This is a genomic window from Kitasatospora sp. GAS204B (assembly GCF_029892155.1).
Classification (GTDB): Bacteria; Actinomycetota; Actinomycetes; order Streptomycetales; family Streptomycetaceae; genus Kitasatospora.
In genome coordinates this window covers 91,716-117,303 of record NZ_JARZAG010000023.1, presented here as the reverse complement: position 1 = coordinate 117,303, position 25,588 = coordinate 91,716, and the positions used below count along the sequence as shown (strand labels likewise).

23 protein-coding genes are annotated in these 25,588 nt (G+C 71.8%); 6 read left to right on the top strand and 17 right to left on the bottom strand.

Annotated elements, in window-relative coordinates:
* Positions 1-20: 20 nt before the first annotated feature.
* From P3T41_RS27555 to P3T41_RS27540, 4 genes are all read right to left on the bottom strand, one after another.
* Positions 21-1,256, bottom strand: a complete 1,236-nt coding sequence (locus tag P3T41_RS27555) for a sugar ABC transporter permease (protein WP_280693250.1) — start codon at positions 1,254-1,256, stop codon at positions 21-23.
* Positions 1,257-1,375: 119 nt separating this feature from the next.
* Positions 1,376-2,155, bottom strand: a complete 780-nt coding sequence (locus P3T41_RS27550) for an ATP-binding cassette domain-containing protein (protein ID WP_280693219.1) — start codon at positions 2,153-2,155, stop codon at positions 1,376-1,378.
* A 51-nt stretch (positions 2,156-2,206) separates the two neighbouring features.
* A complete protein-coding gene (locus tag P3T41_RS27545; protein ID WP_280693218.1) occupies positions 2,207-3,307 on the bottom strand; it encodes a substrate-binding domain-containing protein in 1,101 nt (366 codons plus the stop codon).
* Positions 3,308-3,436: 129 nt separating this feature from the next.
* On the bottom strand, positions 3,437-4,105 hold the full coding sequence (locus tag P3T41_RS27540) for a transglycosylase SLT domain-containing protein (RefSeq protein WP_280693217.1): 669 nt from the start codon (positions 4,103-4,105) through the stop codon (positions 3,437-3,439).
* A 263-nt stretch (positions 4,106-4,368) separates the two neighbouring features.
* On the opposite strand from P3T41_RS27540, the gene P3T41_RS27535 reads away from it, so the two are divergent.
* From P3T41_RS27535 to P3T41_RS27520, 4 genes are all read left to right on the top strand, one after another.
* Positions 4,369-6,330: a putative Ig domain-containing protein gene (locus P3T41_RS27535; RefSeq protein WP_280693216.1), complete on the top strand. Its 1,962-nt coding sequence runs from the start codon at positions 4,369-4,371 to the stop codon at positions 6,328-6,330.
* 106 nt (positions 6,331-6,436) lie between these two features.
* A complete protein-coding gene (locus P3T41_RS27530; RefSeq protein WP_280693215.1) occupies positions 6,437-6,625 on the top strand; it encodes a hypothetical protein in 189 nt (62 codons plus the stop codon).
* A 112-nt stretch (positions 6,626-6,737) separates the two neighbouring features.
* A complete protein-coding gene (locus P3T41_RS27525) occupies positions 6,738-7,292 on the top strand; it encodes a YceI family protein (RefSeq protein ID WP_280693214.1) in 555 nt (184 codons plus the stop codon).
* An 83-nt stretch (positions 7,293-7,375) separates the two neighbouring features.
* A complete protein-coding gene (locus tag P3T41_RS27520; RefSeq protein WP_280693213.1) occupies positions 7,376-7,942 on the top strand; it encodes a DUF3515 family protein in 567 nt (188 codons plus the stop codon).
* Between the two features lie 31 nt (positions 7,943-7,973).
* On the opposite strand, the gene P3T41_RS27515 is transcribed toward P3T41_RS27520, so the two are convergent.
* From P3T41_RS27515 to P3T41_RS27500, 4 genes are all read right to left on the bottom strand, one after another.
* On the bottom strand, positions 7,974-9,011 hold the full coding sequence (locus P3T41_RS27515; protein WP_280693212.1) for a LacI family DNA-binding transcriptional regulator: 1,038 nt from the start codon (positions 9,009-9,011) through the stop codon (positions 7,974-7,976).
* A gap of 118 nt (positions 9,012-9,129) precedes the next feature.
* Entirely contained in the window at positions 9,130-9,669 is a 540-nt protein-coding gene (locus P3T41_RS27510; RefSeq protein ID WP_280693211.1) for a helix-turn-helix transcriptional regulator, read from the bottom strand.
* 260 nt (positions 9,670-9,929) lie between these two features.
* Positions 9,930-11,951: an NADPH-dependent 2,4-dienoyl-CoA reductase gene (locus tag P3T41_RS27505; protein WP_280693210.1), complete on the bottom strand. Its 2,022-nt coding sequence runs from the start codon at positions 11,949-11,951 to the stop codon at positions 9,930-9,932.
* Between the two features lie 92 nt (positions 11,952-12,043).
* On the bottom strand, positions 12,044-12,454 hold the full coding sequence (locus P3T41_RS27500; protein ID WP_280693209.1) for a helix-turn-helix domain-containing protein: 411 nt from the start codon (positions 12,452-12,454) through the stop codon (positions 12,044-12,046).
* Between the two features lie 114 nt (positions 12,455-12,568).
* Here P3T41_RS27500 and P3T41_RS27495 point away from each other — a divergent pair, with 114 nt between their 5' ends.
* Entirely contained in the window at positions 12,569-13,159 is a 591-nt protein-coding gene (locus P3T41_RS27495; RefSeq protein ID WP_280693208.1) for a flavodoxin family protein, read from the top strand.
* A 40-nt stretch (positions 13,160-13,199) separates the two neighbouring features.
* Here the strand turns inward: P3T41_RS27495 and P3T41_RS27490 are convergent, their stop codons facing one another.
* From P3T41_RS27490 to P3T41_RS27455, 8 genes are all read right to left on the bottom strand, one after another.
* Entirely contained in the window at positions 13,200-15,146 is a 1,947-nt protein-coding gene (locus P3T41_RS27490) for a serine/threonine-protein kinase (RefSeq protein WP_280693207.1), read from the bottom strand.
* A 106-nt stretch (positions 15,147-15,252) separates the two neighbouring features.
* Positions 15,253-16,332 carry a Zn-dependent alcohol dehydrogenase gene (locus tag P3T41_RS27485; protein ID WP_280693206.1) on the bottom strand — a complete coding sequence of 360 codons (1,080 nt, stop codon included), beginning with the start codon at positions 16,330-16,332 and terminating at the stop codon, positions 15,253-15,255.
* Between the two features lie 48 nt (positions 16,333-16,380).
* Positions 16,381-17,799, bottom strand: a complete 1,419-nt coding sequence (locus tag P3T41_RS27480) for an aldehyde dehydrogenase family protein (protein WP_280693205.1) — start codon at positions 17,797-17,799, stop codon at positions 16,381-16,383.
* 136 nt (positions 17,800-17,935) lie between these two features.
* Positions 17,936-18,703, bottom strand: a complete 768-nt coding sequence (locus P3T41_RS27475) for a 3-oxoacyl-ACP reductase (protein ID WP_280693204.1) — start codon at positions 18,701-18,703, stop codon at positions 17,936-17,938.
* Between the two features lie 5 nt (positions 18,704-18,708).
* Positions 18,709-20,085: an aldehyde dehydrogenase family protein gene (locus P3T41_RS27470; RefSeq protein ID WP_280693203.1), complete on the bottom strand. Its 1,377-nt coding sequence runs from the start codon at positions 20,083-20,085 to the stop codon at positions 18,709-18,711.
* A complete protein-coding gene (locus P3T41_RS27465; RefSeq protein ID WP_280693202.1) occupies positions 20,082-20,798 on the bottom strand; it encodes a gamma-glutamyl-gamma-aminobutyrate hydrolase family protein in 717 nt (238 codons plus the stop codon). The genes P3T41_RS27470 and P3T41_RS27465 overlap by 4 nt, the downstream gene beginning before the upstream one ends.
* Complete coding sequence (locus P3T41_RS27460) at positions 20,795-22,153, bottom strand: glutamine synthetase family protein (RefSeq protein WP_280693201.1); 1,359 nt, start codon at positions 22,151-22,153, stop codon at positions 20,795-20,797. Before P3T41_RS27460 ends, P3T41_RS27465 begins: the two co-directional genes overlap by 4 nt.
* Positions 22,150-23,742 carry an amino acid permease gene (locus P3T41_RS27455; RefSeq protein WP_280693200.1) on the bottom strand — a complete coding sequence of 531 codons (1,593 nt, stop codon included), beginning with the start codon at positions 23,740-23,742 and terminating at the stop codon, positions 22,150-22,152. Before P3T41_RS27455 ends, P3T41_RS27460 begins: the two co-directional genes overlap by 4 nt.
* Before the next feature lie 173 nt (positions 23,743-23,915).
* On the opposite strand from P3T41_RS27455, the gene P3T41_RS27450 reads away from it, so the two are divergent.
* Positions 23,916-24,671, top strand: a complete 756-nt coding sequence (locus P3T41_RS27450) for an FCD domain-containing protein (RefSeq protein ID WP_280693199.1) — start codon at positions 23,916-23,918, stop codon at positions 24,669-24,671.
* A gap of 12 nt (positions 24,672-24,683) precedes the next feature.
* On the opposite strand, the gene P3T41_RS27445 is transcribed toward P3T41_RS27450, so the two are convergent.
* On the bottom strand, positions 24,684-25,490 hold the full coding sequence (locus P3T41_RS27445) for a DUF4389 domain-containing protein (protein ID WP_280693198.1): 807 nt from the start codon (positions 25,488-25,490) through the stop codon (positions 24,684-24,686).
* Between the last annotated feature and the right edge of the window lie 98 nt (positions 25,491-25,588).

The window sequence follows — 25,588 nt, the reverse complement described above, 5'->3', positions numbered from 1 at the left end:
CGATCGTGCCGATCGTCGGGTCAGGCCCGCCCCGCCGCCTTCTGGGTGCGCCGGGCCAGCGAGTCGATGACCACGGCGGCGAGCAGCACCAGACCGGTGATCATGAACTGGATCGCGTTGCTCAGCCCCTGGATGTTCATGCCCGACTGGATCGAGCCGATCACCAGCGCGCCGAGCAGCGCCGACCAGGTCTTGCCGCGCCCGCCGAAGAGGCTGGTGCCGCCGATGACCGCGGCCGCGATCGCGTTCATCAGCAGGTTGCCGCCACCGGAGGTCTGGCTCGCGGACTGGATCTGCGCGGCCAGGAAGAGGCCGCCGACCGCCGCCATGGTGGAGCAGATCATGAAGACGGTGATCCGGATCCTGGGCACGTTGATACCGGCCCGCCGGGCCCCCTCGATGTTGCCGCCGAGCGCGAAGACCTGGCGCCCGTAGGTGGTCCGGCGCAGCACGAAGTCCAGCACCACGATGAAGATCAGGAAGATCAGCAGCGCCAGCGGCAGGCCCTTGTACTGGTTGAGGGTGTAGGCGGCGAGGTAGGCGACCACCGCGAGGGCGACGGTGCGCAGTGCGATCTCGGCGACCGGCCGGGACGGGATGCCGGCCGACCGGCGCCGGGTGGCGTCCAGCAGCGAGGCGCCCAGGAAGAGCAGCACGCCCGCGGTGGCCGCCCCGTAGGCGGCGGCCTGCTGGCTGTAGATCGTGCTGTAGAGCCGGGAGACGATGTCCGTGCCGCTGAGGTTCACCGTCCCGCTGGTGCCCAGGATCTGCAGCATCAGACCGTTCCAGCCCAGGTTTCCGGCCAGCGTGACGACGAAGGCGGGCACCCCGACCCGGGCGAAGAAGGTGCCCTGGATGAAGCCGACAGCCGCCCCGCTGACCAGCGCGCACAGCAGCGCGACCCACTGGTTGACACCGTGGGTGACCTCCAGCACCGCGTAGATCGCGGCGCAGAGCCCGCTGACCGAGCCGATCGACAGGTCGATCTCGCCGAGCAGCAGCACGAAGACCACGCCGATCGCGATCATCCCGGTGCCGACGATCTGCTGCGAGAGGTTGGAGAGGTTCTGCGCGGACAGGAAGGTGCTGTTCAGGCTGCCGAACACGGCCCAGATCACTACCAGCGCCAGGACCACCGGCAGCGAGCCCAGCTCACCGCTGCTCAGCCGGCGGCGGAACTCGCCGAGGTAGCCCTTCACGCCCTCCTGGCGGACGATCAGCCGCGGGTCCACCGCCGGGGTGGCCTCGGAGGCCACCGGGACGGGCGCATTGACGCCGCCGGTCGGGAAGGACTCCTCCGGCAGCTTGCGCCGCCCCTCCTCGTGCCGTCCCTCGGTGAACCGCCCCTCGTCACCCGGGGTGTTGGGATCGTCGGTCACTGGTCGCCCTCCGTACCACGGGCCTGACGGCGGGTCACGGCATTGTCCGTGGCGCCGGTGATGGCTGAGATGATCTCTTCCTGGGAGGTCCCGCGCCGGTCGAAGATCCCGTTGTTGCGGCCCAGCCGGAGCACCGCGATCCGGTCCGCCACGGCCATCACGTCGGCCATGTTGTGGCTGATCAGGATCACCCCGAGGCCCTGCCCGCTGAGTCGCTCGACCAGGTCCAGCACCTGCGCGGTCTGCTCGACGCCGAGCGCGGCGGTCGGCTCGTCGAGGATGACCACCTTCGGCGAGCCGATCAGCGAGCGGGCGATCGCCACCACCTGGCGCTGACCGCCGGAGAGCGAGGCGATCGGGATCCGCACGCTGGGGATCCGGATCGACAGGGTGTCCAGCAGGGTCCGGGAGCGCTGCTCCATCGCGACCTCGTCCAGCACGCCGAAGCGCCTGATCTCGCGGCCCAGGAAGAGGTTGGCGACCACGTCCAGGTTGTCGCAGAGCGCGAGGTCCTGGTAGACGGTGGCGATGCCCAGCTGCTGGGCGTCCTGCGGCCGGTGGATCGTCACCGGCCGCCCCTCCCACTCGATCACGCCCTCGTCCGGCTGGTTGACCCCGGCGACCGCCTTGACCAGGGTCGACTTGCCGGCGCCGTTGTCGCCCACCAGGGCGAGCACCTCACCGGCCCGCACCTCGAGCTCGATGTGGGTCAGTGCCTGCACCGCTCCGAACCGCTTGGAGACCCCGCGCAGGGCCAGCACCGGTTGACCGGCCATGGGACCCGCTCCCTTCTGATAGCCCGGCAGAGTGCGCTCGCCTGGGAGCGGTCAGCTGAGGCCGGCCGCCGTGCAGTCGGCGGCGTACTGCGGCGTGCAGATCTGCGGGACGGTGTACAGGCCGTCGGCCACCACGGTGGTCTTGATGTTGTCCTTGTTCAGCACGACCGGGGTGATCAGGTCGGACTTCACGCTGGTGCCGCTGCCGCTGGTCGCGGTGGTCGGGGCCACCGAGCTGGACAGCGCCTTGCCCTGGGCGAGGTCGACCGCCATGGTGCCGGCGGTGTCGGCCTCCGGCTTGTAGGGCTTGTAGATCGACATCGTCTGGGTACCCGCCAGGATCCGCTGCACCGCGTCCAGCTGGGCGTCCTGGCCGGTCAGCGGCACGCTCAGGTTGGCGGCCTGCAGCGCGGTGGCGATGCCGGCGGCCATGCCGTCGTTGGCCGAGTAGACGCCGACCACGTTCTGCCCGCCCAGCGCGGTGATCGCGGCGGCGGCCTCCTGGTTGGCGTTGTTCGGGTCCCAGTTCGGGGTGTCGTACTCCTTGCCGATCTTCAGCTTGCCGTCGATCACGCTGTGCGCCCCGGCCTTGAACTCGCCGGCGTTCGGGTCGGTGGGCGAGCCGTTGATCATGACGATCTGGCCGCTGTTCGCCTTGCTGCCCACCGCCGTGACCAGGGCCTGGCCCTGGAGCTGGCCGACCTTGTTGTTGTCGAAGGAGACGTAGGCGTCCACCGGCCCCTGGGCCAGCCGGTCGTAGGCGACCACCTTCACGCCCGCGCTGTGCGCCTTCTGGACCGAGGACTGGATCGCCTTGGCGTCCACCGCGTCCAGGATCAGCACCTGGTCACCCTTGGTGAGAGCGGTGTCCACCTGGGTCTGCTGGGTGGTGGCGTCCTGGTTGGCGTTGTAGTAGTCGATGGTCGCGTTCGGGTCCAGCGCCATGATCTGGGCCTCGATCAGCGGCTTGTCGAACTGCTCGTACCGGGTGGTCTTGGTCTCCGGCAGCAGCAGGCCGATCTTGATGGCGGACGTCGAGCTGCTGGCACCCGCGCTGCTGCCGGAGCTCTTGGCGCTGCTGCAGGCACTCGCCCCGACGGCGAGGCCGAGGATGGTGGTGGCGATGGCCGCCCGGCGCAGAACGATTCTCATGAGGATGCCTCCAGTGGTCCGGTCACCCCCGGCTTCGAGTCTGTGAAGCCGGAGATGGCCACCACCAGCCGGACTGCGCCGAACGGGAGGCAGTGTCACTCTCTTGATGGTGCGTCAGGGCCAGGGGGCCTACTGGGCGAGCGCGGTGGCCGCCTTGGCCCAGTTGGCGTGCAGCTCGTCCAGGTAGGAGCGGGCGGCCGGGCCGGGCGAGGTGCCGCGGGCGATGGCGAGCATGTTGCCGGCTCCGGCGTTGTAGCCGAGGGCCAGCAGCTCGTCCTTGTCGAGGGCGGCGGCCGGGTGCGCGGGCAGCTGGGCGGCCAGGTCGTGCAGGAACCAGGCGGCCGCCTCGATCGCCAGGTCAGGGTCGTCGGGCAGTTCCTCCCAGCGGCGCCCGGCGAAGTCACGGCCGACCTTGGTGTCGTCGAAGGCGGCCTTGTGCATGTTGGCGATGCCGAACGCCGCGTCCGGTTTGAGCTGCTGCCAGGCCCGCTCGACGGCCGGGTCGTGCGGCTTGTAGGACTCGTTGTAGAGGATCGCCATCAGCAGCTGGGGGTCGATCCCGGCCTGGCCGGCCCGGCTGCGGACCTGGGCGGCGAAGCGGGCAGGAGCGTAGGCGTCGGCGGACGGGGACGCTGCGGGCGACCCGCCGGGGCTCGCGGCGCCGGGCGGCGCGGTGGTGGCGGCGCTCGGGTGGGCCGCCCCGGCGGTGCCCTGGCCGCCGCCGTGCACGCCGTGCACCACGATCCCGAAGGCCAGCACCGCGACCACGCCGACCACCGCACGCCCGTACCTGCGCAACGCCCCCACCCGACCTTCCGTCTCGACCCGCCACCGCCATCCTGCCCGATCGGGTCGGCGCGGCTCAGCCCAGGTCCCGCAGGTTCGGCAGCCGGTCGCGCCACAGCTGACGTGTGCTCAGGTCCGGCGGCTCCGAAGGACTTTACTGAAGCTTTATCAGCAGCCCTGGGATTAAAACCGTGTGACATGTGCAATGGTACAGCGTCCGCCGACCGGACCGGTGGGGGCCGCCGCCTTCACCGCACACCGAGAAGGGAATTCTTGTGACCGCACTCCCCACGGGCGCGCCACGCGGGCGGAGGCTCTTCGGCTCCGCGCTGCTCGCCCTCGGGCTGGCCCTCACCGGAGCTCTGGGAACCGCCGCCACCGCAGCACAGGCCGACAGCACCCAGCAGGCCGCCGACCCGCATCCGGCCTCGGCAGGCTGGGTGCAGACCCATGGCAGTTGGGTGCAGATCCAGCCGGGCCACCCGCACGCCGCCGCCAGCGCGCCCACCGGCGCCGCCACCGGCCCCAGCACCGGCGACCCGCGCCCGAACGCCGACCCGGCGCCCGGCCACACCATCGTCCCGGTCAACAACGGCCAGCCGAACCTGGCCTACCGCGGCGGCCAGGACTCGGTGGGCGTGACCTCGGGGCCGCCCAAGGTCTACGTGATCTACTGGGGATCCCAGTGGGGCACGGCCGGCACGGACGCCAGCGGCGACACCACGCTCTCCAACGACCCGGACAGCGCCGCACCGTACCAGCAGGACTTCTTCAAGGGCCTGGGCAGCAACGGCGACGCGTGGAGCGGGGTGCTGACCCAGTACTGCGAGAACGTGGCGAGCGGCAGCGGCAGTTGCCCGGCGAACGCCTCGCACGTCGGCTATCCGCAGGCCGGCGGCACGCTCGCGGGCGTCTGGGTGGACAACTCCGCCGCCGCGCCCGACCGGGCCACCGAGCCGCAGATCGCCGCCGAGGCGGCCGCGGCGGCCAAGCACTTCGGCAACACCAGCGAGGCACAGAACCGCAACGTGCAGTACGTGGTGACCACCGCCAAGGGCTCGGACCCGGACAGCTGGCACGAGCTGAACAGCTGGTGCGCCTGGCACACCTTCGAGCGCTCCTCGTACGGCACGCTGGCCTACACGCTGATGCCGTACCTGACCGACTACAAGTACTGCGGCACCAACTGGATCAACCCCGGACCGCGCGGGCGGCTGGACGGCTGGTCGATCCTCGGCGGCCACGAGTACGCCGAGACCCTCACCGACCAGAACGCGATGGGCGGTTGGATCGACCCGGCAGGGCAGGAGAACGGCGACAAGTGCGCCTGGATCACCGAAGGCACCCCCGGCGGGCTGTTCAACCTGCAGCTGTCCACCGGCGCCTTCGCCGTGCAGACCACCTGGTCCAACGACCAGCACACCTGCTCGGGCTCGCACCCGGTGGAGGCGAATCAGCCACTGGTGGTGAGCACCATGTGCGACCGCACCGCGCCACCGGGCAAGCAGGTGGAGCTGCCGGTGATCGCCGCCGACACCGCGTCGGGCAAGCTGCGCTACCGCGCCGACGGCCTGCCGCACGGTCTGCGCATCGACCCGCGCACCGGTGTGATCCGCGGCCGCACCGACGACCGCGGCTACCACGACGTGACGGTGACGGTCCGGGACGACGCGGGCAACCAGGCGAGCACCCGCTTCTGGTACGGCTTCTTCACCACCGGTGAGTACGGCTGCCTGGGCATCGAGCAGATCGTCGACCCCGGCTTCGAGGTGCCCACCGATGTCAAGGGCAACTACCCCGGCTGGTGGACCCAGTCCGCGCCCGGCATCATCACCCAGTCCACCGCCCACCAGCCGCGCTCGGGCCAGGGCTACGCCTGGCTCGGCCACAGTGCCGCCACCGACGACTCGCTCTCCCAGGGCGTGGAGACCACCCCGGGCTACACCCGGGCGAGCCTCTCGTTCTGGCTGCACGTGGACTCGACGAACACCTCGGCGCAGGCTCAGGACACGCTGAGCCTGGAGCTGGACGACCAGTACTCGGGCAAGCAGATCGCGGTGCTGAAGAACTGGTCGAACCTGGACGCGACCAACGGCTACGTGCCGGTCTCGATCGACCTGACGCCGTACGTGGCTTCGGAGTTCGGTTCGACGGTGATCGTGAAGTTCACCTCGCACGTGACCGGGAGCGCGCAGACCGCGTTCCTGATCGACGACACCTCGTTCCACCTGAGCTGATCCGGCCCGCCCGGCTCCGGGCCCCCGTGCGACGGCGAATCCACGGGGGCCCTGTGGCGCGGTTGAGCGGCCGCCGGCCGGGTAGGCGGGGGGCGAGGTGAGGATCATGAGCATCCCGTTCCCTGCCGATCCGGACGCCGCTCCCCCGCATTCGCCGATCCCGCCGGAGCCGCTGCCGCCCGTGCCGGGGCCGCCCGCGCCCAGGCCCCCGGTGCCGGGTCCCGACCCCACCGGGCCCGCCCCGGGCGAGCCGGAGCCCGACGAGCCGTCGGAGCCGACCCGACGCCGCCGCTGAGTCCGTTCGGTCCCGCGCGCCGTGGCCACCCGGAGCGGGTCCGCACCTACCGTGGTGCCGGGGCCGCCGCTCCGGTGCGCCCCGGTGTGACTCGGACTGATCTGGAGGAACCATGAGCAACACCCCGCTCACCGAGCTGACCGGCGAGTACGTCCTGGACCCCGCCCACACCAGGATCGGCTTCTCGGCCCGGCACGCGATGGTCACCAAGGTTCGCGGCTTCTTCAAGGAGTTCGAGGGCCGGGCACACCTCGACGGATCCGATCCCACCAAGTCGAGCGTGACCGTGACCATCAAGACCGCCAGCATCGACACCGGCAACGAGCAGCGCGACGGTCACCTGCGCACCAACGACTTCCTGGACGCGCCGAAGTTCCCCGACATCCTCTTCAGCTCGACCGGCATCGAGGCGCTGGGCGGCGACCGCTACCGGCTCAACGGCAACCTCACGGTCAAGGACGTGACCCGCCCGATCGGCCTGGAGGTCGAGTTCGACGGCAGCGCCCGGGACCCGTACGGCAACCTTCGGGTGGGCTTCGAGGGCTCCACCACGATCAGCCGCAAGGACTACGGCATCACCTGGAACGCCTCGCTGGAGGGCGGCGGCGTGCTGGTCGGCGACAAGGTGACGCTGGAGTTCGACGTCTCGGCGATCCGCCAGGACTGAGGCGATCAGCGGGGCCGAGCCACCGGGACCGAGGAGCGCACCCGAACGGCCCGGGCCTCATGAGCGCCGGTTACCATCTCCCGGTGTCCCATACCCAGCGCGCTCGGCGCGCCCTGCAGGCCTTGCCCGCGCCGGTCCGCTGGCTCGCGGCGCCGCTGGTACTGCTCGCCTGCACCGGCGCGGTGCTGATGACCGACGGCACGTACCAGCCGCCGGTCACCGCGCCCAAGCCCGCGGCCGCGGTCTCCGGCTTCTGTGCCGCGTTGATCAAGGCACTGCCGCCGACCCTGCTCGGCCACCCGCGGGCCGACCCGGCCGGCTCGCCGTACGTCGCCGTCTGGCAGACCTCACCCCGCACCGTGCTGCGCTGCGGGGTGGCCCGGCCCACCTCGCTGAACAGCGTGGCGAACCAGATGTCGACCGGACCGAACGTCGACAACCTGCAGTGGTACCTGGAGCAGGACGGCCACGGCGGCTACCGCTTCACCACCACGCTGCGCGCCGCCTACATCGAGGTGGCCGCGCCGGCCCGGGCCACCGTCAACCCGACCGACGCGCTCGCCGTGGTCTCGCCGACCGTGCTGGCCACGGTTCCCGACCTGAGCGGGCAGTTCACCCCGGATCAGGACACCGAGCAGGGCTCGCAGTAGTCCTGACGGAGCGTCAGGGCGGGCGTCGGCGTCACCCGGAGTCGCGCACCACCAGCTCGGTGCCAAGCACCAGTTGGTGCCTGGGGCCGCCCGGTTCGGCGATCTCGTCCAGCAGCAGGCGGACCATGGTGCGGCCCAACTCCGCCGTCGGCTGGCGCACGCTGGTGAGCGGCGGATCGGTGTGCCGGGCCACGATCGAGTCGTCGAAGCCGACCAGCGCGACGTCCTCGGGCACCCGGCGGCCGGCCGCGCGCAGCACCTGCAGCGCGCCGGCGGCCAGCACGTCGGAGGCACAGAAGACCGCGTCCAGGTCGGGGACGCGGTCCAGCAGTTCGCGCATCGCCGCCCGGCCGCCCTGCTCGGTGAAGTCGGCCAGGCCCACCAGGTCGTCCGACCCCGCCCGCCCTGCCTCGGCCAGCGCGGCGCGGTAGCCGGCCAGCCGGGCCTCGGCGACCTCCATGTCCAGCGGCCCGGTGATGGTGGCGATCCGCTCCCGCCCGCCCGCCAGCAGGTGGCGTACGGCGGCCCGGGCGCCGCCCAGGTTGTCGGCGGCGACGTAGCTGAGCGGCTCGTGGTCGGCGCGCCGCCCGGCCAGCACCACGGGGATCCGCAGCTCCTCCAGGGTGCCGGGCAGCGGGTCGTCGCGGTGCACGGCGACCAGCAGCACACCGTCCACCCGTTGGGCCCGCAGGTACGCCGAGAGCCGGTCGCGCTCGCGCTGGTCGCGGACCAGGACGAGCAGCAACTGCAGCTCCGAGTCGGCCAGTTCCGCGCAGACACCGCTGATGATGTCGGCGAAGTACGGCTCGGAGAAGAGCCGGGTCTCGGTCTCGGGCACCACCAGGGCGATCGCGTCGGCACGCGAGGTGACCAGGGTGCGGGCGGCCCGGTTGGGCACGTAGCCGAGTTCGGCCACCGCCTGCTCCACGACGGCCCTGGTCCGGTCGCTGACCCGGGGCGAGCCGTTGACCACCCGGGACACGGTGCCCCGGCCGACACCGGCCAGCACGGCCACCTCCTCCAGGGTGGGGCGGTGCGCGCCGGGGCGGCGTTGTGCGGTGGAGCTCATCGATCACCTCGGGCGACGGTCACGGGGCGGAACCGGGCCATTGTGGCAGGCCGTCCTGATCGCCGACCGGGCGCCACCGCCCTTGGGAGCGGTTCCACTTGACCGCCGCCGCGGGCCGTCACGGCCGTGCGGTGTCCGGCAGTTCGGCCAGCGCCTCGGTGAGCCACTGGATCCAGAAGGTCTCCAGCCCGATGCCCGCCCGCAGCACCAGGTGCTGCAGCCGGTTCTGCTCGCCCGCCGGCTCGGCCGGGAAGTCCTTCTGCTCGATCGCCAGATAGTCCGTCAGCTGCCGCTCGTGCAGGGCGAGATGACGCTCCAGCTCGGCCCGCAAGCCAGGCGCGCCGACCACGGCGGCCGCCCGCAACCGCAGCAGCAGCGGCTCGCGGACGGCCTTCGGGTCCTGACTCTCGGCCACCCAGTCGACCAGCGCCGCCCGGCCGGCCGCCAGCACCTCGTACTCCTTGCGCCGGCCCCGGCTGGGCGGCTGCGGAATCGCCCGGATCAGCCCGGCCTGCTCCAACTTGCCCAGCTCACGGTAGATCTGCTGGTGCGTGGCGGACCAGAAGAAGCCGATCGACTTGTCGAAGCGGCGCGTCAACTCCAGCCCGGAGGAAGGCTTCTCCAGCAGGGCGGTGAGGATGGCGTGCGGCAGCGACATGGCGGGACCGGTCTCCTGGGTGCGCGACGGTACTGCTGGGCATCCTAGGACCTGTCCGGCAGACCCTAGGGCCTGTACGGCGGATCTTTCCGGGCCCGCGACGCCGGGCATCCCGGCTGGACGCACGCCCGACTCGCCCAAGTACGTCCAGTACGAGGACGACTCGGGCGCACGCCCAGCCGGGCGCCCAACGCCGCGGGCTCATCCGAAAAGATCCGCCGTACAGGCCCTAGGGCGCCGGTCCCGCCCGTTGCGGGTGATCAGAGCGCGGCCGCCAGGCGGGTGCCCTGGTCGATGGCGCGCTTGGCGTCCAGCTCGGCCGCCACGTCCGCGCCGCCGATCAGGTGCGGCTCGATGCCCCGCTCGCGCAGGCCCTCGACCAGGTCACGGCGCGGCTCCTGGCCCGCGCAGAGCACCACCGTGTCCACCGGGAGCAGCTGCGGCTCGCCGTCCACCGTCAGGTGCAGGCCGGCGTCGTCGATCCGCTGGTAGTCCACGCCGGCGACCATGGCCACGCCACGGTGCTTCAGCTCGGTGCGGTGGATCCAGCCGGTGGTCTTGCCCAGCCCGGCACCGACCTTGCTGGTCTTGCGCTGCAGCAGGTGCACCGCACGCTTGGTCTCGGGGCGCTCCGGCTTGCGCAGGCCACCGGCGCCGGCGTGCTCGGTGTCCACACCCCACTGCGCGAAGAAGGCGGCCGGGTCCTGGCTGGCCGAGGTGCCCGGGTCGGTGAGGTACTCGGCGACATCGAAGCCGATCCCGCCGGCGCCGACGATCGCCACCCGCTCGCCCACCGGCGCCTGGTCACGCAGCACGTCCAGGTAGTCGAGCACGCTCGGGTGGTCGCTGCCCTCGATCTCGGGCGTGCGCGGGGTGACGCCGGTGGCCAGCACCACCTCGTCGAAGCCCTCTGCGGCCAGGCTCTCGGCAGTGACCAAGGTGCCCAGCCGCAGCTCGACCTGACGCTCCGTCAGCTGGTGGCGGTAGTACCGCAGGGTCTCGTTGAACTCCTCCTTGCCCGGGATCCGGCGGGCGATGTTCAGCTGCCCGCCGACCTCCTCGGCCGCGTCGAAGAGCGTGACGGCGTGGCCGCGCTCGGCCGCGGTGACCGCGAAGGCGAGCCCGGCGGGGCCGGCGCCGACCACGCCCAGGCGCTTGCGCAGCCGGGTCGGGGCCAGCACCAGCTCGGTCTCGTGGCAGGCCCGCGGGTTCACCAGGCAGGAGGTGATCTTCATGCTGAAAGTGTGGTCGAGGCAGGCCTGGTTGCAGCCGATGCAGGTGTTGACGGCCTCGGGGGTGCCGGCCGCCGCCTTGGCGACGAAGTCGGGGTCGGCGAGCAGCGGGCGGGCCATCGAGATCAGGTCCGCGTAGCCGTCGGCGAGCAACTCCTCGGCCAGCTCCGGGGTGTTGATCCGGTTGGTGGTGACCAGCGGGATCGATACCGAGCCCATCACCTTCTTGGTGAACCGGGCGAAGGCACCGCGCGGCACCGAGGTGGCGATGGTGGGGATGCGCGCCTCGTGCCAGCCGATGCCGGTGTTGATGATGGTGGCGCCGGCCGCCTCGACGGCCTGGGCCAGCTCGATCACCTCGGCCAGGGTGGAGCCGCCGGGGATCAGGTCGAGCATCGAGAGGCGGTAGATCAGGATGAACTCCGCGCCGACCCGCTCGCGCACCCGGCGGACGATCTCCACCGGGAACCGCATCCGGTTCCGGTAGTCGCCACCCCAGGCGTCGTCACGCTGGTTGGTGGGCGCGGCGATGAACTCGTTGATCAGGTAGCCCTCGGAGCCCATGATCTCGACGCCGTCGTAGCCGGCCCGCTGGGCGAGTTCGGCGGCGCGGGCGAAGTCCTCGATGGTCTGCTCGATCTGCTCCTCGGTGAGGGCGTGCGGCACGAACGGGCTGATCGGCGCCTGGATCGCGCTCGGGGCCACCAGGTCCTCGTGGTAGGCGTAGCGGCCGAAGTGCAGGATCTGCATGGCGATCTTGCCACCGGCGGCGTGCACGGCCTCGGTGATGACGCGGTGCTCGGCCGCCTCCTCGGGGGTGGTGAGCTTGGCGCCGCCGCTCCAGGGCCGCCCGGCCTCGTTCGGCGCGATGCCGCCGGTGACGATCAGGCCGACCCCGCCACGGGCCCGGGTGGCGTAGAACTCGGCCATCCGCTCGAAGCCGTTCGGCGCCTCCTCCAGGCCCACGTGCATCGAGCCCATCAGCACCCGGTTGGGCAGCGTGGTGAAGCCCAGGTCGAGCGGGCGCAGCAGGTGGGGGTAGGCGGTCATCCGGGACTCTCCTCGCGCGAGTGTTGTTACTCAACGGTAGGGGTGAGGACCGGCTCTATGCAACTAGTTTCAAAACATCATCCGAGGGCCGCTCAGCCACGGGTCTCGTCGTACCGCTGCTGCGCCTCCAGCACCTGGGGCATCCGCTCCTCGACCAGCGCGATCAGCACCTGCAGCTGCTCGGCGACCTCGCGCCCGGTCGCGGTGAGGCAGTAGTCGACCCGCGGCGGATTGGTCAGCTGGGCCTTGCGGTGCACCAACCCGTCGCGCTCCAGCGCCTGGAGGGTCTGGGACAGCATCTTCTCGCTCACCCCGTCGACCCGGCGGCGCAGCTCGTTGAAGCGGATCGTGCCGTCCAGCAGCGCCGCGAGGGTCAGGCTGCCCCAGGCGTGGGTGATGTCCTTCAGCACGTGCCGCGACGGGCAGGCGCGCCCGAACACGCTGTAGGGCAGGTCGTCCGCGTGGTGCCCACCCGGGCTCCCGGCAGCGCTTTCGGTCGTCATAGCGGCAGTGTACGCGAGTACAGCGCTGCGGACTGGGTTGCGCTTTCCAAATGACAGTGCTTACCTTTCACCAGCACTTACCGAATCGCACCGCAACCACTCGGGAGCACCACTGTGACCAGCCCCGTCATCTCCATCGCCGTCCACTCCGGTTTCGGCCACACCGCCGTCATCGCCGAGGCCGTCCGGACCGGCGCGCTGGAGTCCGGCGCCACCGTCCACCTGATCAAGGTCGACGAGATCACCGAAGCCCAGTGGGAGCTGCTGGACGCCTCGGACGCGATCGTCTTCGGCTCGCCCACCTACCTGGGCAGTGCCTCCGCCGCCTTCCACACCTTCGCCGAGGCCAGCACCAAGCGCTGGTTCGCCTCCGCGTGGCAGGACAAGCTGGCGGCCGGCTTCACCAACTCCGGCTCCAAGAGCGGCGACAAGCTCGCCACCCTGCAGTACCTGAGCATCTTCGCGGCCCAGCACGGCATGACCTGGATCAACCTGGGCCTGATGCCGGGCTGGAACGTCAGCACCGGTTCGGAGAACGACCTCAACCGCCTCGGCTTCTTCCTCGGGGCCGGTGCCCAGTCCAACAACGACCAGGGCGTCGAGGGCGTGCACAAGTCGGACATCGCCACCGCCGAGCACCTGGGTCGCCGGGTGGCCGAGCAGACCAAGGTCGTCCTGGCGGGCCGGGCGGCGCTGGCGGGCTGACCCCGGCGGGGCCCGGGCGGTCGTGCCCGGGCCCTGAACGTCAGGGGATCCGCCACTCCTGGGAGGCGTCGCCCGGGGTGCAGGCGTTCAGCGTGAGCTGGTGGCCGGCGCCGTTGTCGGTCAGGCAGTTCTGCCCCAGGTAGTCCTTGATGTTGACACCGGTCGGCGCGCCGACGATCGTCCAGTCCGCCATCCCGCCGCCGGGCTGGGCGATGAGTTGAGCGCTGGTTCCGGGGTAGTACGCCACGCCCAGAATGCTGTCGTTCATGTTGCAGGCGTGGAAGACGGACCAGGTCTGGTCGGCACTGCGCACCCAGCCGTACTGGGTGCTCCCGCCCATGACCACTGCGCCGGTGCCCGAGGGGTTGCCGTCGGCGAGGCCGACCTTGAGACCGTCGCCGACGTTCACGATGGCGCTCGACGCGCCGCAGCCGGCGGGCGGGGCAGAGCTGGGCGGGACGGAGCTGGGCGGCGGGTTGGGGGCGGGCTGGGTGGGCGGCGGGGGCTGCGTCGAACCGCCGTTCGTGGAGCCGGAGTTGCCGCCACCCGGGGCCGAGCCTGAGCCGCTGGTCGAGCCACCGTTGGAGCCGGCGCCCGAGCCGCTGCCGCCGGAGTTGCCGCCGCCACTGCGGGGCGTACCGCCGCCGCCCGGCGGGGGCGGCACCGCCGCTCCCGGTGAGCCGGCAGGTGAACCGGCGGGCGGGGCCGACGAGTTGCCGGAGGGCGCCGAAGCGGACGCACTCGGCGACGCGGAGCCCGAGGGCGCCGCACCTGACGCCGAGGCGGCGGGTGCCCCCGGCCCCACGGCGGCGGCCGGTGAGCCGGCAGCGGCCGCGGCGGGCGGGCGCGAGGGCGCGGTGGCCGCGTTGGAGCTGAACGGGGTCTGGTCGATCAGCAGGGCCGAACCGACGACCACGGTGACGCCGCACGGGATCAGCACGGGCAGCACGAAGCGACGCCGGATCCACGGCTGCCGCGACGACACGACAGGCTGCGTCTCCTTCTCGGCGGCCGCCGGCTCCACCGCGGCCGGGGCAACCGCCGCCACCGCAGCCGGGGCAACCGCGACCGGGGCAACCGCGACCGGGGCGACCGCCGCCGCGGGCCGGGCGGGGACCAGCGGTGTCGCCCGGGAGGCGATCGCCTCCGCGACCGGCGCCCCCTGCGCCGCGCCCCGCACCACCGCCGCCATCTCCGCGGCGTTGGCGAACCGCTCCCCGGGCAGCTTGGCGAGCGCGGTGGCCACCAGGTCGCGCACCGGCCGACCGAAGCTGTCGGGCAGCGCGGGCGCGGGCTCCCGGACGTGCTTGAGCACGATCTCCAGCGCCGTCTCCCCGGTGAACGGCGGCTTCCCGATGAGCATCTCGTAGCAGAGCACGCCGATCGAGTAGAGGTCGGAGGCCGGGTTGGACGCGGCCCCCTCGGCGCGCTCGGGGGCGACGTAGAGCGCGGTGCCGAGGATCGCGTCGGAGGAGGTGATCCTCGTCCCGGCGACGGCGCTGGCGATGCCGAAGTCGGTCACCGCGACCCGGCCGTCCTCCCGCAGCATCAGGTTGGACGGCTTGATGTCGCGGTGCACGATGCCCCGTTGATGGGCGGCGTGCAGCGCGTCGAGCGCCTGGGCGACGATGCCCAGCGCCCGGTCGACCGGCAGCGGGCCGCTCTCCTCGAGGACGACGTCCAACGGTCGGCCGGTGATCAGCTCCATGACGATGTACGCGACCCGGTCCTGCGCGTCCTCGCCGCTCTCGCCGTAGTCGTGCACCTCGACGATGCCCGGGTGGTTGATCGAGGCCAGCAGCCTGGCCTCACGCCTGAACCGCTCCATGAACGTCGCATCGTCCAGCAACGCGGGCAGCAGGATCTTCACCGCGACCTGACGACCGAGCACCCCGTCCTCGCCCCGCCAGACCTCCCCCATCGCCCCGCCGCCGAGCCGCTCGGTGAGCGTGTAACGCCCACCGAGCTCGGTCCCCCGACCCCACATGCCCAGTTCCCCAGTCCTGATCGCTATGACGGTTCGTCAGCCGACAGCGACAGTGTGCCAGAGCCTTCGCAATGGTCCAAGATGGACGGTCGTACCGCCGGGTAGCTCAGAACACCACCAGCGAGCGACCGCCCTGACCTGCCCGCATCCGCTCGAACGCGGCGGGGATCTCGTCCAGCGTGATCCGGTCGGTGATCAGCGCCTCCAGGTCGAGCCGCCCGGCGCGCACGTGTTCGGCGAGCAGCGGGACGTCCCTCGCCGGGTCGCTGTTGCCGTACACGCAGGCGCTCAGCGTCCGGGCGAAGTGGAACAGCTCCAGGGAGGAGAAGGAGACCAGGTCGTCCTTGCCGCCGATGCCGACCACCGTGGTCCGCCCGCCGCGCCGGGTGGTGGACCAGGCGGCCCGGATGGTGCTGCCCCGGCCGACGCATTCGAAGGCCTGGTCCGCACCATGACCATCCGTCAACTTGCGTACGGTGCGCGAGAGCTGATCGTCCGCCAGGAGGAACTCGGTGGCGCCGTGGCGCCGGGCCAGCTCCTCCTTCTGCGGGCTGACGTCCACCGCGATGATCGGTCCCGCGCCGGCGATCCGGGCCGCCTGCAGCACCGCCAGGCCCACCCCGCCCAGCCCGATGACCACCACCGACTCGCCGGCCCGGACCCGGGCCGCGTTGTGCACCGCCCCGTAGCCGGTGAGCACGGCGCAGCCGAGCAACGCGGCCGAGGTGAGCGGCACGCCGTCCGGCAGCGGCAGCAGGGCGCGCTCGTTGACCAGCGTCTCCTCGGCGAAGGCCGCGACGCCGAGCCCGGGGTAGACGCCGGTGCCGTCCGCGAGCGCCGCGTAGGTCTCGCCGTAGGCCGCGCCCGCGCGCTCGCACAGCCACGGCTCGCCGAGCCCGCAGAGGTGGCAGGCGCCGCAGGCGGGAGCCCAGTTGAGCACCACCGGGTCGCCGACCCGGACGGTGCTGACACCCTCGCCGACGGCGGCCACCGTGCCCGCGCCCTCGTGGCCGAGGATCACGGGGGTGGGGGCCCGCAGCACGCCGGTGGCGAGCGACAGGTCGGAGTGGCAGACGCCGGCGGCCGCCAGCTTGACCCGGACCTGGCCGGGCCCGGGCTCGGGCAACTCGATCTCGGTCAGCTCCAGCGGAGCGTCGACGGCGGTGAGCAGGGCGGCGCGAACCATGGCCTTCCTTTCAGTAGTCAAAGCAGCCTCTCGGTAGTCGGCGGGGTCTCAGAGCTGCAGCGACTTGGTCTGCAGGAACTCCTCCAGCCCGTGCCGGCCCAACTCGCGCCCGACTCCGGAGGACTTGTAGCCGCCGAACGGCGCCAGCGGGTTGAACTGCCCGCCGTTGATGTGCACCTGGCCGGCGTCCATCCGGCGGGCGAAGGCGACCGCGCTCTCCTGGTCCCCCGCCCAGACGCCGCCCGCCAGGCCGTACTCGGTCCCGTTGGCGATCTCCAGGGCGTGCTCCTCGTCCCGGTAGGCGAGGATCGACAGCACCGGGCCGAAGATCTCCTCCTGCGCGACCGTCATGTCGGGCGTGACGTCGGCGAGCACGGTGGGCTGGACGTAGTAGCCGGTGGGCAGTTCGGCCGGCGCCTCGGCGCCGCCGACCACCAGCCGGGCGCCCTGCGCCAGTCCGCTCTCGATGTAACCGCGCACCCGCTCGCGCTGCTTGGCGCTGACCACCGGGCCCATCCGGGTCTGCGGCGCGGACGGGTCGCCGGGCGCGTACTTGGCGGCGGCCTTCGCGGCCAGCGCGACGGCCTCCTCGTACTGGTCCTGGTGGACCAGCAGCCTGGTCCAGGCGGTGCAGGTCTGGCCGGAGTTGGCGAAGACGTTGGCGGCGTTCACGTTGACCGCCTTGGCCAGATCGGCGCCCGGCAGCACCACGTTGGCGGACTTGCCGCCCAGCTCCAGGGCCACCTTCTTGACGCCGCGCCCGGCCACCTCGCCGATCGCCCGGCCCACGGCCGTGGAACCGGTGAACGAGACCAGGTCCACCTCGGGGTGCGCGACCAGGGCCGCGCCGACCACCGTGCCCAGGCCGGTGACCAGGTTGAAGACTCCGGCCGGGAAGCCGGCCGCGGCCACGATCTCGGCGAACAGCCGGGCCACCAGCGGGGTGTCCTCGGCGGGCTTGAGCACCACGGTGCAGCCGGCGGCGAGCGCCGGGACCACCTTGGCGACGATCTGGTGCAGCGGGTAGTTCCACGGGGTGATGGCGGCGACCACGCCGGCCGGCTCGGCGAAGACGGTGGAGTTGCCCACCTGCTCCTGGAACTCGTAGCCGGCCAGCAGCTCCAGGTAGGAGGAGGCGACCGCGAGCGGCAATCCGGCCTGCACCGCGGCGGCGAAGCCGATCGGGCTGCCCTGCTCGGCGCTGACCGTCTCGGCGATCTCCTGCTGGCGGGCGGCCAGGCCGTCGCGCAGCCGGGTGAGCGGGGCCAGCCGCTCCTCGCGGGTGGTGGCTCCCCAGGCACGGGCGGCGGAGCGAGCGGCGGCCACGGCGGCCTCGACGTCGGCGGGGGTGCCGGCCGGGACCGTGGCGATGACCTGCTCGGTGGCGGGGTTGACCACCGCCAGCGGCTCGCCGCCGAGGCTCGGCCGCCAGCCGCCATCGATGTACTGGTCCGCATGCTGCTGCACGGGTGGTCCTCTCCTCGTGGCCGGGCCGTTTAACTACCGTTGCTAGTTAACGCCGTGTGCCCTGCACCCCGCAAGCATGCCGCAGCGCCGCGCGGCACCCGGGGGCGGGTGCGGCGCGGCGCTGCGGGCGTCCTTACTACTGGGGAGTCACATACGCGCCCGAGATGCCGCCGTCCACCAGGAAGGTGTTCGCGGTCATGAACGAGGAGTCGTCGCTGGCCAGGAAGGCCACGGCGGCGGCGATCTCGCTCGGCTCGGCGAACCGGCCCAGCGGGATGTGCACCAGGCGGCGGGCCGCGCGCTCGGGGTCCTTGGCGAACAGCTCCTGGAGCAGCGGGGTGTTCACCGGCCCCGGGCAGAGCGCGTTCACCCGGATCCCCTCGCGGGCGAACTGCACGCCCAGCTCGCGCGACATCGCCAGCACGCCGCCCTTGGAGGCGCTGTAGGAGATCTGCGAGGTGGCCGCGCCCATCACCGCGACGAACGAGGCGGTGTTGATGATCGAGCCCTTGCCCGCGCGCTGCATGTGCGGGATCGCGTACTTGCAGCAGAGGTAGACGCTGGTCAGGTTGACCTCCTGGACCTTCCTCCAGGCTTCCAGGCCGGTGGTCAGGATCGAGTCGTCCTCGGGCGGCGAGATGCCGGCGTTGTTGAAGGCGATGTCCACGCTGCCGTACTCGGCCACGGCCGCCTCGTACATCGCCTTGACCTGCGCCTCCTTGGTCACATCGGCTTTCACGAAGAGGCCGTCGACCTCATCGGCGGCGGCCTTGCCGCTCAGCTCGTCCAGGTCGACGCAGACGACCTTGGCTCCCTCGCTCGCCAGGCGGCGGGCGCTGGCCAGGCCGATTCCGCTGCCGGCACCGGTGATCACGGCCACTCGGCCGTCGAGACGGTTGGTCATCTGAGTCACTCCTCCGTGGAGATGAAGACGTTCTTGGTTTCGGTGAAGGCCTCGAGGGCGTCGGGGCCCAACTCGCGGCCGAGGCCCGACTGCTTGTAGCCGCCGAACGGGGTGGTGTAGCGCACCGAGGAGTGCGAGTTGACCGAGAGGTTGCCGGCCTCCACGCCCCGGGCCACCCGCAGCGCGCGGCCCAGGTCCCGGGTCCAGATCGAGCCGGCCAGGCCGTACTCGCTCGCGTTGGCGATCCGCAGCGCGTCGGCCTCGTCGGTGAACGGGACGACGGCGACCACCGGGCCGAAGACCTCCTCGGTGAAGACCCGCGACCTCTGGTCGACCGGGGCCAGCACGGTCGGCGGGAACCAGAAGCCCTTGCCGTCCGGAACCTTGCCCTGAAGGCGAATTGACACCTCGTCAGTCAGATAGGAGGTCACCCGGGCGTGCTGCGCCGCCGAGATCAGCGGTCCCATCTCGGTGCTCTCCTCGCGCGGGTCGCCGACCTTGACCCCGAGCACCGCCGGCTCCAGCAGCGCGAGGAACTCGTCCAACACGCTCTGCTGGACCAGGATCCTGGAGCGCGCGCAACAATCCTGGCCCGCGTTGTCGAAGACGGCGTACGGCGCGGTGGCGGCAGCCTTGGCCAGGTCCGCGTCGGCGAAGACGATGTTGGCGCTCTTGCCGCCGAGTTCCAGGGTGACCGGCTTGACCTGCTCGGCGCAGCCGGCCGCGATCTCCTTGCCGACCCGGGTGGAGCCGGTGAAGACCACCTTGCGCACGTCGGGATGGGTGACGAAGCGGCGGCCGACCACCGGGCCGGGGCCCGGCAGCACCTGCAGCACGCCTTCGGGAAGTCCCGCGGCGAGTGCGAGATCTGCCAGCCGCAGCGCGGTGAGCGGGGTCAGCTCGGCGGGCTTGAGCACCACCGTGTTGCCGGCCGCCAGCGCCGGGGCCAGGCCCCAGGCGGCGATCGGCAGCGGGAAGTTCCACGGCACGATGATGCCGACCACGCCGAGCGGTTCCTGGAAGGTGACGTCGATCCCGCCGGCCACCGGGATCTGCCGTCCGAACAACCGCTCGGGCGCGGCGGCGTAGTACTCGATCACGTCGCGCGCGTTGCCGGCCTCCCACCGGGCGTTGCCGATGGTGTGACCGGCGTTGGCCACCTCCAACTGGGCCAGGTGCTCGCGGTCGGCGTCCACGGCAGCCGCGAAGGCGCGCAGCAGCCGGGCCCGGTCGGCCGGGCTGACCCGGCGCCAGCTCTCGAACGCGGCCTTGGCCCGGGCGATCGCGGCGTCGGTGGCGGCCAGGTCGGCCATGGCGACGGTCTCGATCACCTCCTCGGTGGCCGGGTTGACCACCTCGAAGAGGTCGGCGAGTTGGGTCACGAGGTCTTCTCCTCAACGGCGTTGACGAAGGATCTGAACAGCCTTGGGTCGCCCGGGTCGGCCTCCGGGTGCCACTGGACGCCCAGCGCGAAGCGGGCGCCGGGCAGTTCGAGGGCCTCCACGGTGCCGTCCGGGCTCCAGGCCACGGGGCGCAGTCCGGTGCCGATCCGGTCCACCGCCTGGTGGTGGTAGCAGAGCACCCCGGCCTGCTCGCCGAGGATGCCGGCCAGCCGGCTGGCCGGCTCGACCCGCACGAGGCTGCGGTTGAAGGTGGCCGGGGCCAACTGGTGGCTCTGCTCGCCGATCCGGTCCGGCAGGTGCTGGACCAGGTCGCCGCCGAGCGCCACGTTGAGCACCTGCATCCCCCGGCAGACGCCGAGCAGCGGCAGGTCGGCGTCCAGGGCCGCCCGCACCAGCGCGAACTCCCAGTCGTCGCGAGGCCGGTGCGGTGCACCGGTGCGCCCGTGCGGCTCGGCGCCGTAGCGGGCCGGGTCGACATCGGGCCCGCCCGCCACCACCAGCCCGTCCAGCCGGGCCAGCAGCGCGGCCGGTGCGCCGTGGACGGGCTGCGGCGGCAGCAGCACCGGCACGGCGCCCGCCGCGGTCACCGCGTCAACGTACAACTGCGGTATCAGCGCCGCCGGTTGGTCCCAGACGCCCCAGGCGGCCCGCTCCAGGTAGCTGGTGATCCCCACCAGCGGCCGCCCGGTCACAGGCGCTCGAACCCGCGGCGGCGCTCCCAGTCGGTCACCGCAGCCTCGAAGGCGGTCAGTTCGACCCGGCCGGCGTGGGTGTAGTGGCGCACCACGTCCTTGCCGAAGGCGAGCGCCGCCGCCTCGCTGGTCTCGAAGGCGGTGACCGCGTCGCGCAGCGTGGCCGGCACCCGGGGCGCGTTCGAGGCGTACGCGTTGCCGGTGAACTCCGGCTCCAGCTCGAGCTGTTGCTCCACACCGTGCAGCCCGGCCGCGATCAGCGCGGCGACCGCGAGGTAGGGGTTGACGTCGCCGCCGGGGACCCGGTTCTCGAAGCGCAGCGAGGGGCCGTGGCCCACCACCCGCAGCGCGCAGGTGCGGTTGTCGCGGCCCCAGGCGATCGCGGTGGGCGCGAAGCTGCCGGGGACGTAGCGCTTGTAGGAGTTGACGGTCGGGGCCAGCAGCAGCGCGAAGTCGGCCAGGCAGGCGAGTTGGCCGGCCAGGAAGTGCTCCATCACCTTGGAGAATCCGTGCGGCCCCTCCCCCACCATGACCGGTGCACCCTCCGCGTCGCGCAGGCTCAGGTGGATGTGGCAGGAGTTGCCCTCGCGCTCGTTGTACTTGGCCATGAAGGTCAGGCTGACGCCCTCCTGCGCGGCGATCTCCTTGGACCCGGTCTTGTAGACCACGTGGTCGTCGCAGGTCTTCAGCGCGGTGCCGTACTTGAAGGCGATCTCGTGCTGGCCCAGGTTGCACTCGCCCTTGGCCGACTCCACCGTGAGGCCGGCGCCGGTCATCTCCCGGCGCAGCCGGCGCAGCAGCGGCTCGATCCGCGCGGTGCCCAGGATCGAGTAGTCCACGTTGTACTGGTTGACCGGGGTGAGCTGCCGGTAGTCCTTGTCCCAGGCCTGCTCGTAGCTGTCCCGGAACACGATGAACTCCAACTCGGTGCCCACGTAGGCCTGCCAGCCGTACCCGGCGAGCCGGTCCAGCTGCCGCTGCAGGATCTGCCGGGGCGAGACGGTCACCGGGGTGCCGTCGTGCCGGGCCAGGTCGCACTGCACCATCGCGGTGCCCGGGTGCCAGGGGACCAGGCGCAGCGTGTCCAGATCGGGCACCATGGCCAGGTCGCCGTAACCGCTCTCCCAGGAGGAGACCTCGTAGCCGTCGACGGTGTTCATCTCGATGTCCACGGCCAGCAGGTAGCCGCAGCCCTCGGCGGCCTGCCCCAGCACATCGTCGAGGAAGTACCCGGCGTCCAGCCGCTTGCCCTGCAGCCGACCCTGCATGTCGGTGATGGCCAGCACGACGGTGTCGATGCTGCCGTCGGCGACGCGGGCCCTGAGCTGATCGAGCGTCAGCCGTGCGCTGCTCATCCGTTCTCCTCCGCAGGAGTTGAGTCGGTCGTGGCGTAGGGGGTCGATTCCTGCAGGTCGTGGATCCGCGGGCCGGTGAACCAGCGCCGCGCCGAAGCGAACCACCAGACGGCCGAGAAACCGAGCACCACCGCGATCGCCACGCTGGTGTAGTTGAAGTTCTTGGCCGTGATCGGGCTGAGCGTGGGGAGCATGAAGAGCACGGTGATCAGCGCGGTCCAGCCGACCGCGACGATGCCGATCGGGCGGCTCCAGCGGCCCAGGTGCCAGGGGCCGCGTTGGAACCCCTCGCCCTGACGCAGTCTCAGGTAGACCGGGATCACGTAGGCCAGGTAGAGGCCGATCACCGAGACCGAGGTGACGGCGGCGAAGGCGGTGGTGTTCCACAGCGCGGGCAGGCCGAGCAGGAAGGCACCGGCGGTGGCCAGCCAGATCGCGTTGTTCGGGGTCTGGGTGCGCTCGGCGATCCGGTGCCAGATCTTCGAGCCGGGCAGCGCACCGTCCCGCGAGAAGGCGTAGATCATCCGGGAGTTGGCGGTGACCGAGGCCATTCCGCAGAAGAACTGCGCGCCGATCACGATGATCAGCAGGAACTCGGCGCCGTTGCGGCCGATCGCGTCCAGGAAGATCTGGGCGGGCGGCTCGCCGGTGCCGCTGTTCACCTCGCCGTTGTAGTCCTGGATCGCGAAGGTCAGGCCGATCAGCAGGATCCAGCCGGCCACCAGCGAGACCAGGATCGAGTTGACGATGCCGCGCGGCCCGGAGCGGGCGGCGTCCCTGGTCTCCTCCGTCATGTGCGCGGAGGCGTCGTATCCGGTCAGCGTGTACTGGGCGAGCAGCAGGCCGAGCATGGCCACGTAGAAGGAGCTGTGGAAGCCGGTCTGGTTGACGAAGTGTCCGAAGACGAAGGAGACCGAGGTGTGGTGCTGCGGCAGGATCGCCAGCATCCCGACGATGATCACCACGCCCAGCAGGTGCCACCAGACGCTGACCGTGTTGAAGATCGCGACCAGCTGGACGCCGAAGCTGTTCAACAGCCCGTGCAGCACCAGGATCACCGCGAATATCTCGATCGTGTGGGGCGCGGTGGCACTGAAGCCGAACCGCAGATCGAGCAGCGCGTTGGTGAAGGTGGCCGCGCCGTAGTCGACGCTCGCGGTGACCGCGACCTGGCCCATGAAGTTGCACCAGCCGGTGAACCAGCTGGCCGCCGGCGCGTTGCCCCGGGCCAGCTTGGCCGCCCAGTAGTAGAGCCCGCCGGCGGTCGGGTAGGCGGAGCAGATCTCGGCCATCGCCAGGCCCACGCACAGGGTCATCGCGCCGACCAGCGGCCAGCCCCAGGTGATCAGCGCCGGGCCGCCGGTGACCATGCCGAAGCCGTAGAGGGTCAGGCAGCCGGAGAGGATCGAGACGATGGAGAAGGAGACGGCGAAGTTGGAGAAGCCGGAGAGCGAGCGGGCCAGCTCCTGGGTGTAGCCCAGCTCGCGAAGTCGCTGCTCGTCGGCGGAGACATCGTTGGAAACATCGGGGGAAACCGCGTGCAACGCAGGTGGGGGAACCTGGTCGACAGGTGACTGCTCGGAGGACATGCGCACCCCTTGGGGGTTCGGTGGGGGATCCGAAACATGCGCCCACAACACTGTGGCCGTCAATGGCCCGGAACTAGACCATTGGCGTACCGCGCATGCTTCCGTCTCGGCCCACATCACGTCAAGAGGGGCATGCAGGTAGCTCGTACCTCGTACCTCGGTACGATTTCGGGGTGACACTTGCGGGCGCGGGCGATCCGGGCGAGCCGGGCATGGACTGGCAGGGCGGCGCGATCTTCCGCCCCGTCCGGACCGGCAACGCCTTCGAGGAGACCGTCGAGCGGATCCTGGAGGCGGTGAAGCTCGGCGTCTTCGGCTACGGCGACCGCCTGCCGGCCGAGCGCGAGCTGGCCGCCCGGCTCGGCATCAGCCGCGAGACGCTGCGCGAGGCGATCCGCTCGCTGCAGGAGGCGGGCTGCGTGGAGTCCCGGCGCGGGCGCTACGGCGGCACCTTCGTCACCTACCGGCTGCCGGCCCCCGATCTGGGCGAACTGCGGCGCGCGGTCCAGCACATGGGCAGCGAGCTGGAGGACGCGTTGACCTTCCGGATGGTGCTGGAGACCGGCGCGGCCGAGCAGGCCGCCCGGCGCGATCTGACCGAGGACCAGCGCGCCTACCTGGAGCGGCGGCTGGCCGAGTTGGAGGCGGCCGACGCCGAGGAGTACCGGCAGCTGGACTCCCGCTTCCACCTGGCGATCGCCGAACTGGCCGGCTCTCCGTCGCTGGCCACCGGCGTGGCCGAGAGCCGGATGCGGCTCAACGACCTGCTGAACGCGATACCCGTGCTGGACCGCAACATCGAGCACGCCTCGGACCAGCACCGGGCGATGGTGCGGGCGATCCTGGCCGGCGACGTCGCGGGCGCCCGGCGCTCGACCGAGGAGCACCTGGCGGCGACCGCGGCGCTGCTGCGCGGGTTCCTGGGCTGACCGGACCCCGACCTACCGCGCCGGGGCGGTGGTGGTCGTGTCGTTGGACGTGCCGTGGTCGGTGCTCGCCCAGTCGCTGGACACGTGGCCCGCCAGCCCGAGCACCAGGAACGCCACCACGAACCCCTTGCCGCCACCGCTCAGCACCAGCGGCCGGGTGGCCGACACGGGCAGGGCACCGGCGCCCGGCGCGGGGCGCTCCTCGCCGAACAACCCCTTGGGGTAGGCGGAGGTCAGCATCAGCACGTACGCGTCGAACCGCATCCGGTACCGCACGAAGGCCGCCGTCGCCTCGAAGACCGGGCGCGGCAGCCGACCCGTGACCAGCACCCAGAGCCAGAAGAAGAAGCAGAGCACCAGCCAGCCGGTGCCGAGCAGGCTGTTGATCACCGCCGCCGGGATCATCAGGATGAGCCGGAAGAAGACCGCCGCCCGGTTCAGTCGACCGGGCCGCAGCTCCACCTGAACCGGGAAGTCGGGCGGCTGGCGCAGCCTGAAGGGCGGATAGCGGTCGATCAGCAGGGTCGCGCTGGCCGTCACCCGGGTGTCGTAGCCCACGTAGTCGATCAGGAAGCGGGCGATCGACTCGGGCAGGTGCGCGGTGAAGAGGGCGGCGAACCAGCCGATCACCGCCGCGAAGAAGGCGACCACCGAGAGCACCCAGAGCACGATCGCCTGCGGCACCAGCAGGAGCCACCGGAAGAGGACGGTCAGCCGACGCTGCGGCCCCGACTCGGGGAGGTCCAGGATCGGCAGGAACTCCGGCGGCCCGGCCGTCACCGGCGCGCTCCACCCGCCCTGGCCCGGCGTCTGCGCCATGGCGCACTCCTTCTGGTCGCTGGTACCCGACTTCTCCTCACGACGCTCGCAGCAGCCGCGCCCCGCGGCATCCCCACAGGGCCGGACGAGGCACCGCG

Bases quoted from the DNA above. Each gene is read 5' to 3' on its own strand.
- P3T41_RS27490 (WP_280693207.1), bottom strand. From the start codon at position 15,146: ATGTGGGGTCGGGGGACCGAGCTCGGTGGGCGTTACACGCTCACCGAG.
- P3T41_RS27485 (WP_280693206.1), bottom strand. From the start codon at position 16,332: ATGGTTCGCGCCGCCCTGCTCACCGCCGTCGACGCTCCGCTGGAGCTG.
- P3T41_RS27475 (WP_280693204.1), bottom strand. From the start codon at position 18,703: ATGACCAACCGTCTCGACGGCCGAGTGGCCGTGATCACCGGTGCCGGC.
- P3T41_RS27545 (WP_280693218.1), bottom strand. From the start codon at position 3,307: ATGAGAATCGTTCTGCGCCGGGCGGCCATCGCCACCACCATCCTCGGC.
- P3T41_RS27515 (WP_280693212.1), bottom strand. From the start codon at position 9,011: ATGAGCTCCACCGCACAACGCCGCCCCGGCGCGCACCGCCCCACCCTG.
- P3T41_RS27505 (WP_280693210.1), bottom strand. From the start codon at position 11,951: ATGACCGCCTACCCCCACCTGCTGCGCCCGCTCGACCTGGGCTTCACC.
- P3T41_RS27550 (WP_280693219.1), bottom strand. From the start codon at position 2,155: ATGGCCGGTCAACCGGTGCTGGCCCTGCGCGGGGTCTCCAAGCGGTTC.
- P3T41_RS27455 (WP_280693200.1), bottom strand. From the start codon at position 23,742: ATGTCCTCCGAGCAGTCACCTGTCGACCAGGTTCCCCCACCTGCGTTG.
- P3T41_RS27525 (WP_280693214.1), top strand. From the start codon at position 6,738: ATGAGCAACACCCCGCTCACCGAGCTGACCGGCGAGTACGTCCTGGAC.
- P3T41_RS27510 (WP_280693211.1), bottom strand. From the start codon at position 9,669: ATGTCGCTGCCGCACGCCATCCTCACCGCCCTGCTGGAGAAGCCTTCC.
- P3T41_RS27445 (WP_280693198.1), bottom strand. From the start codon at position 25,490: ATGGCGCAGACGCCGGGCCAGGGCGGGTGGAGCGCGCCGGTGACGGCC.
- P3T41_RS27460 (WP_280693201.1), bottom strand. From the start codon at position 22,153: ATGAGCAGCGCACGGCTGACGCTCGATCAGCTCAGGGCCCGCGTCGCC.
- P3T41_RS27500 (WP_280693209.1), bottom strand. From the start codon at position 12,454: ATGACGACCGAAAGCGCTGCCGGGAGCCCGGGTGGGCACCACGCGGAC.
- P3T41_RS27530 (WP_280693215.1), top strand. From the start codon at position 6,437: ATGAGCATCCCGTTCCCTGCCGATCCGGACGCCGCTCCCCCGCATTCG.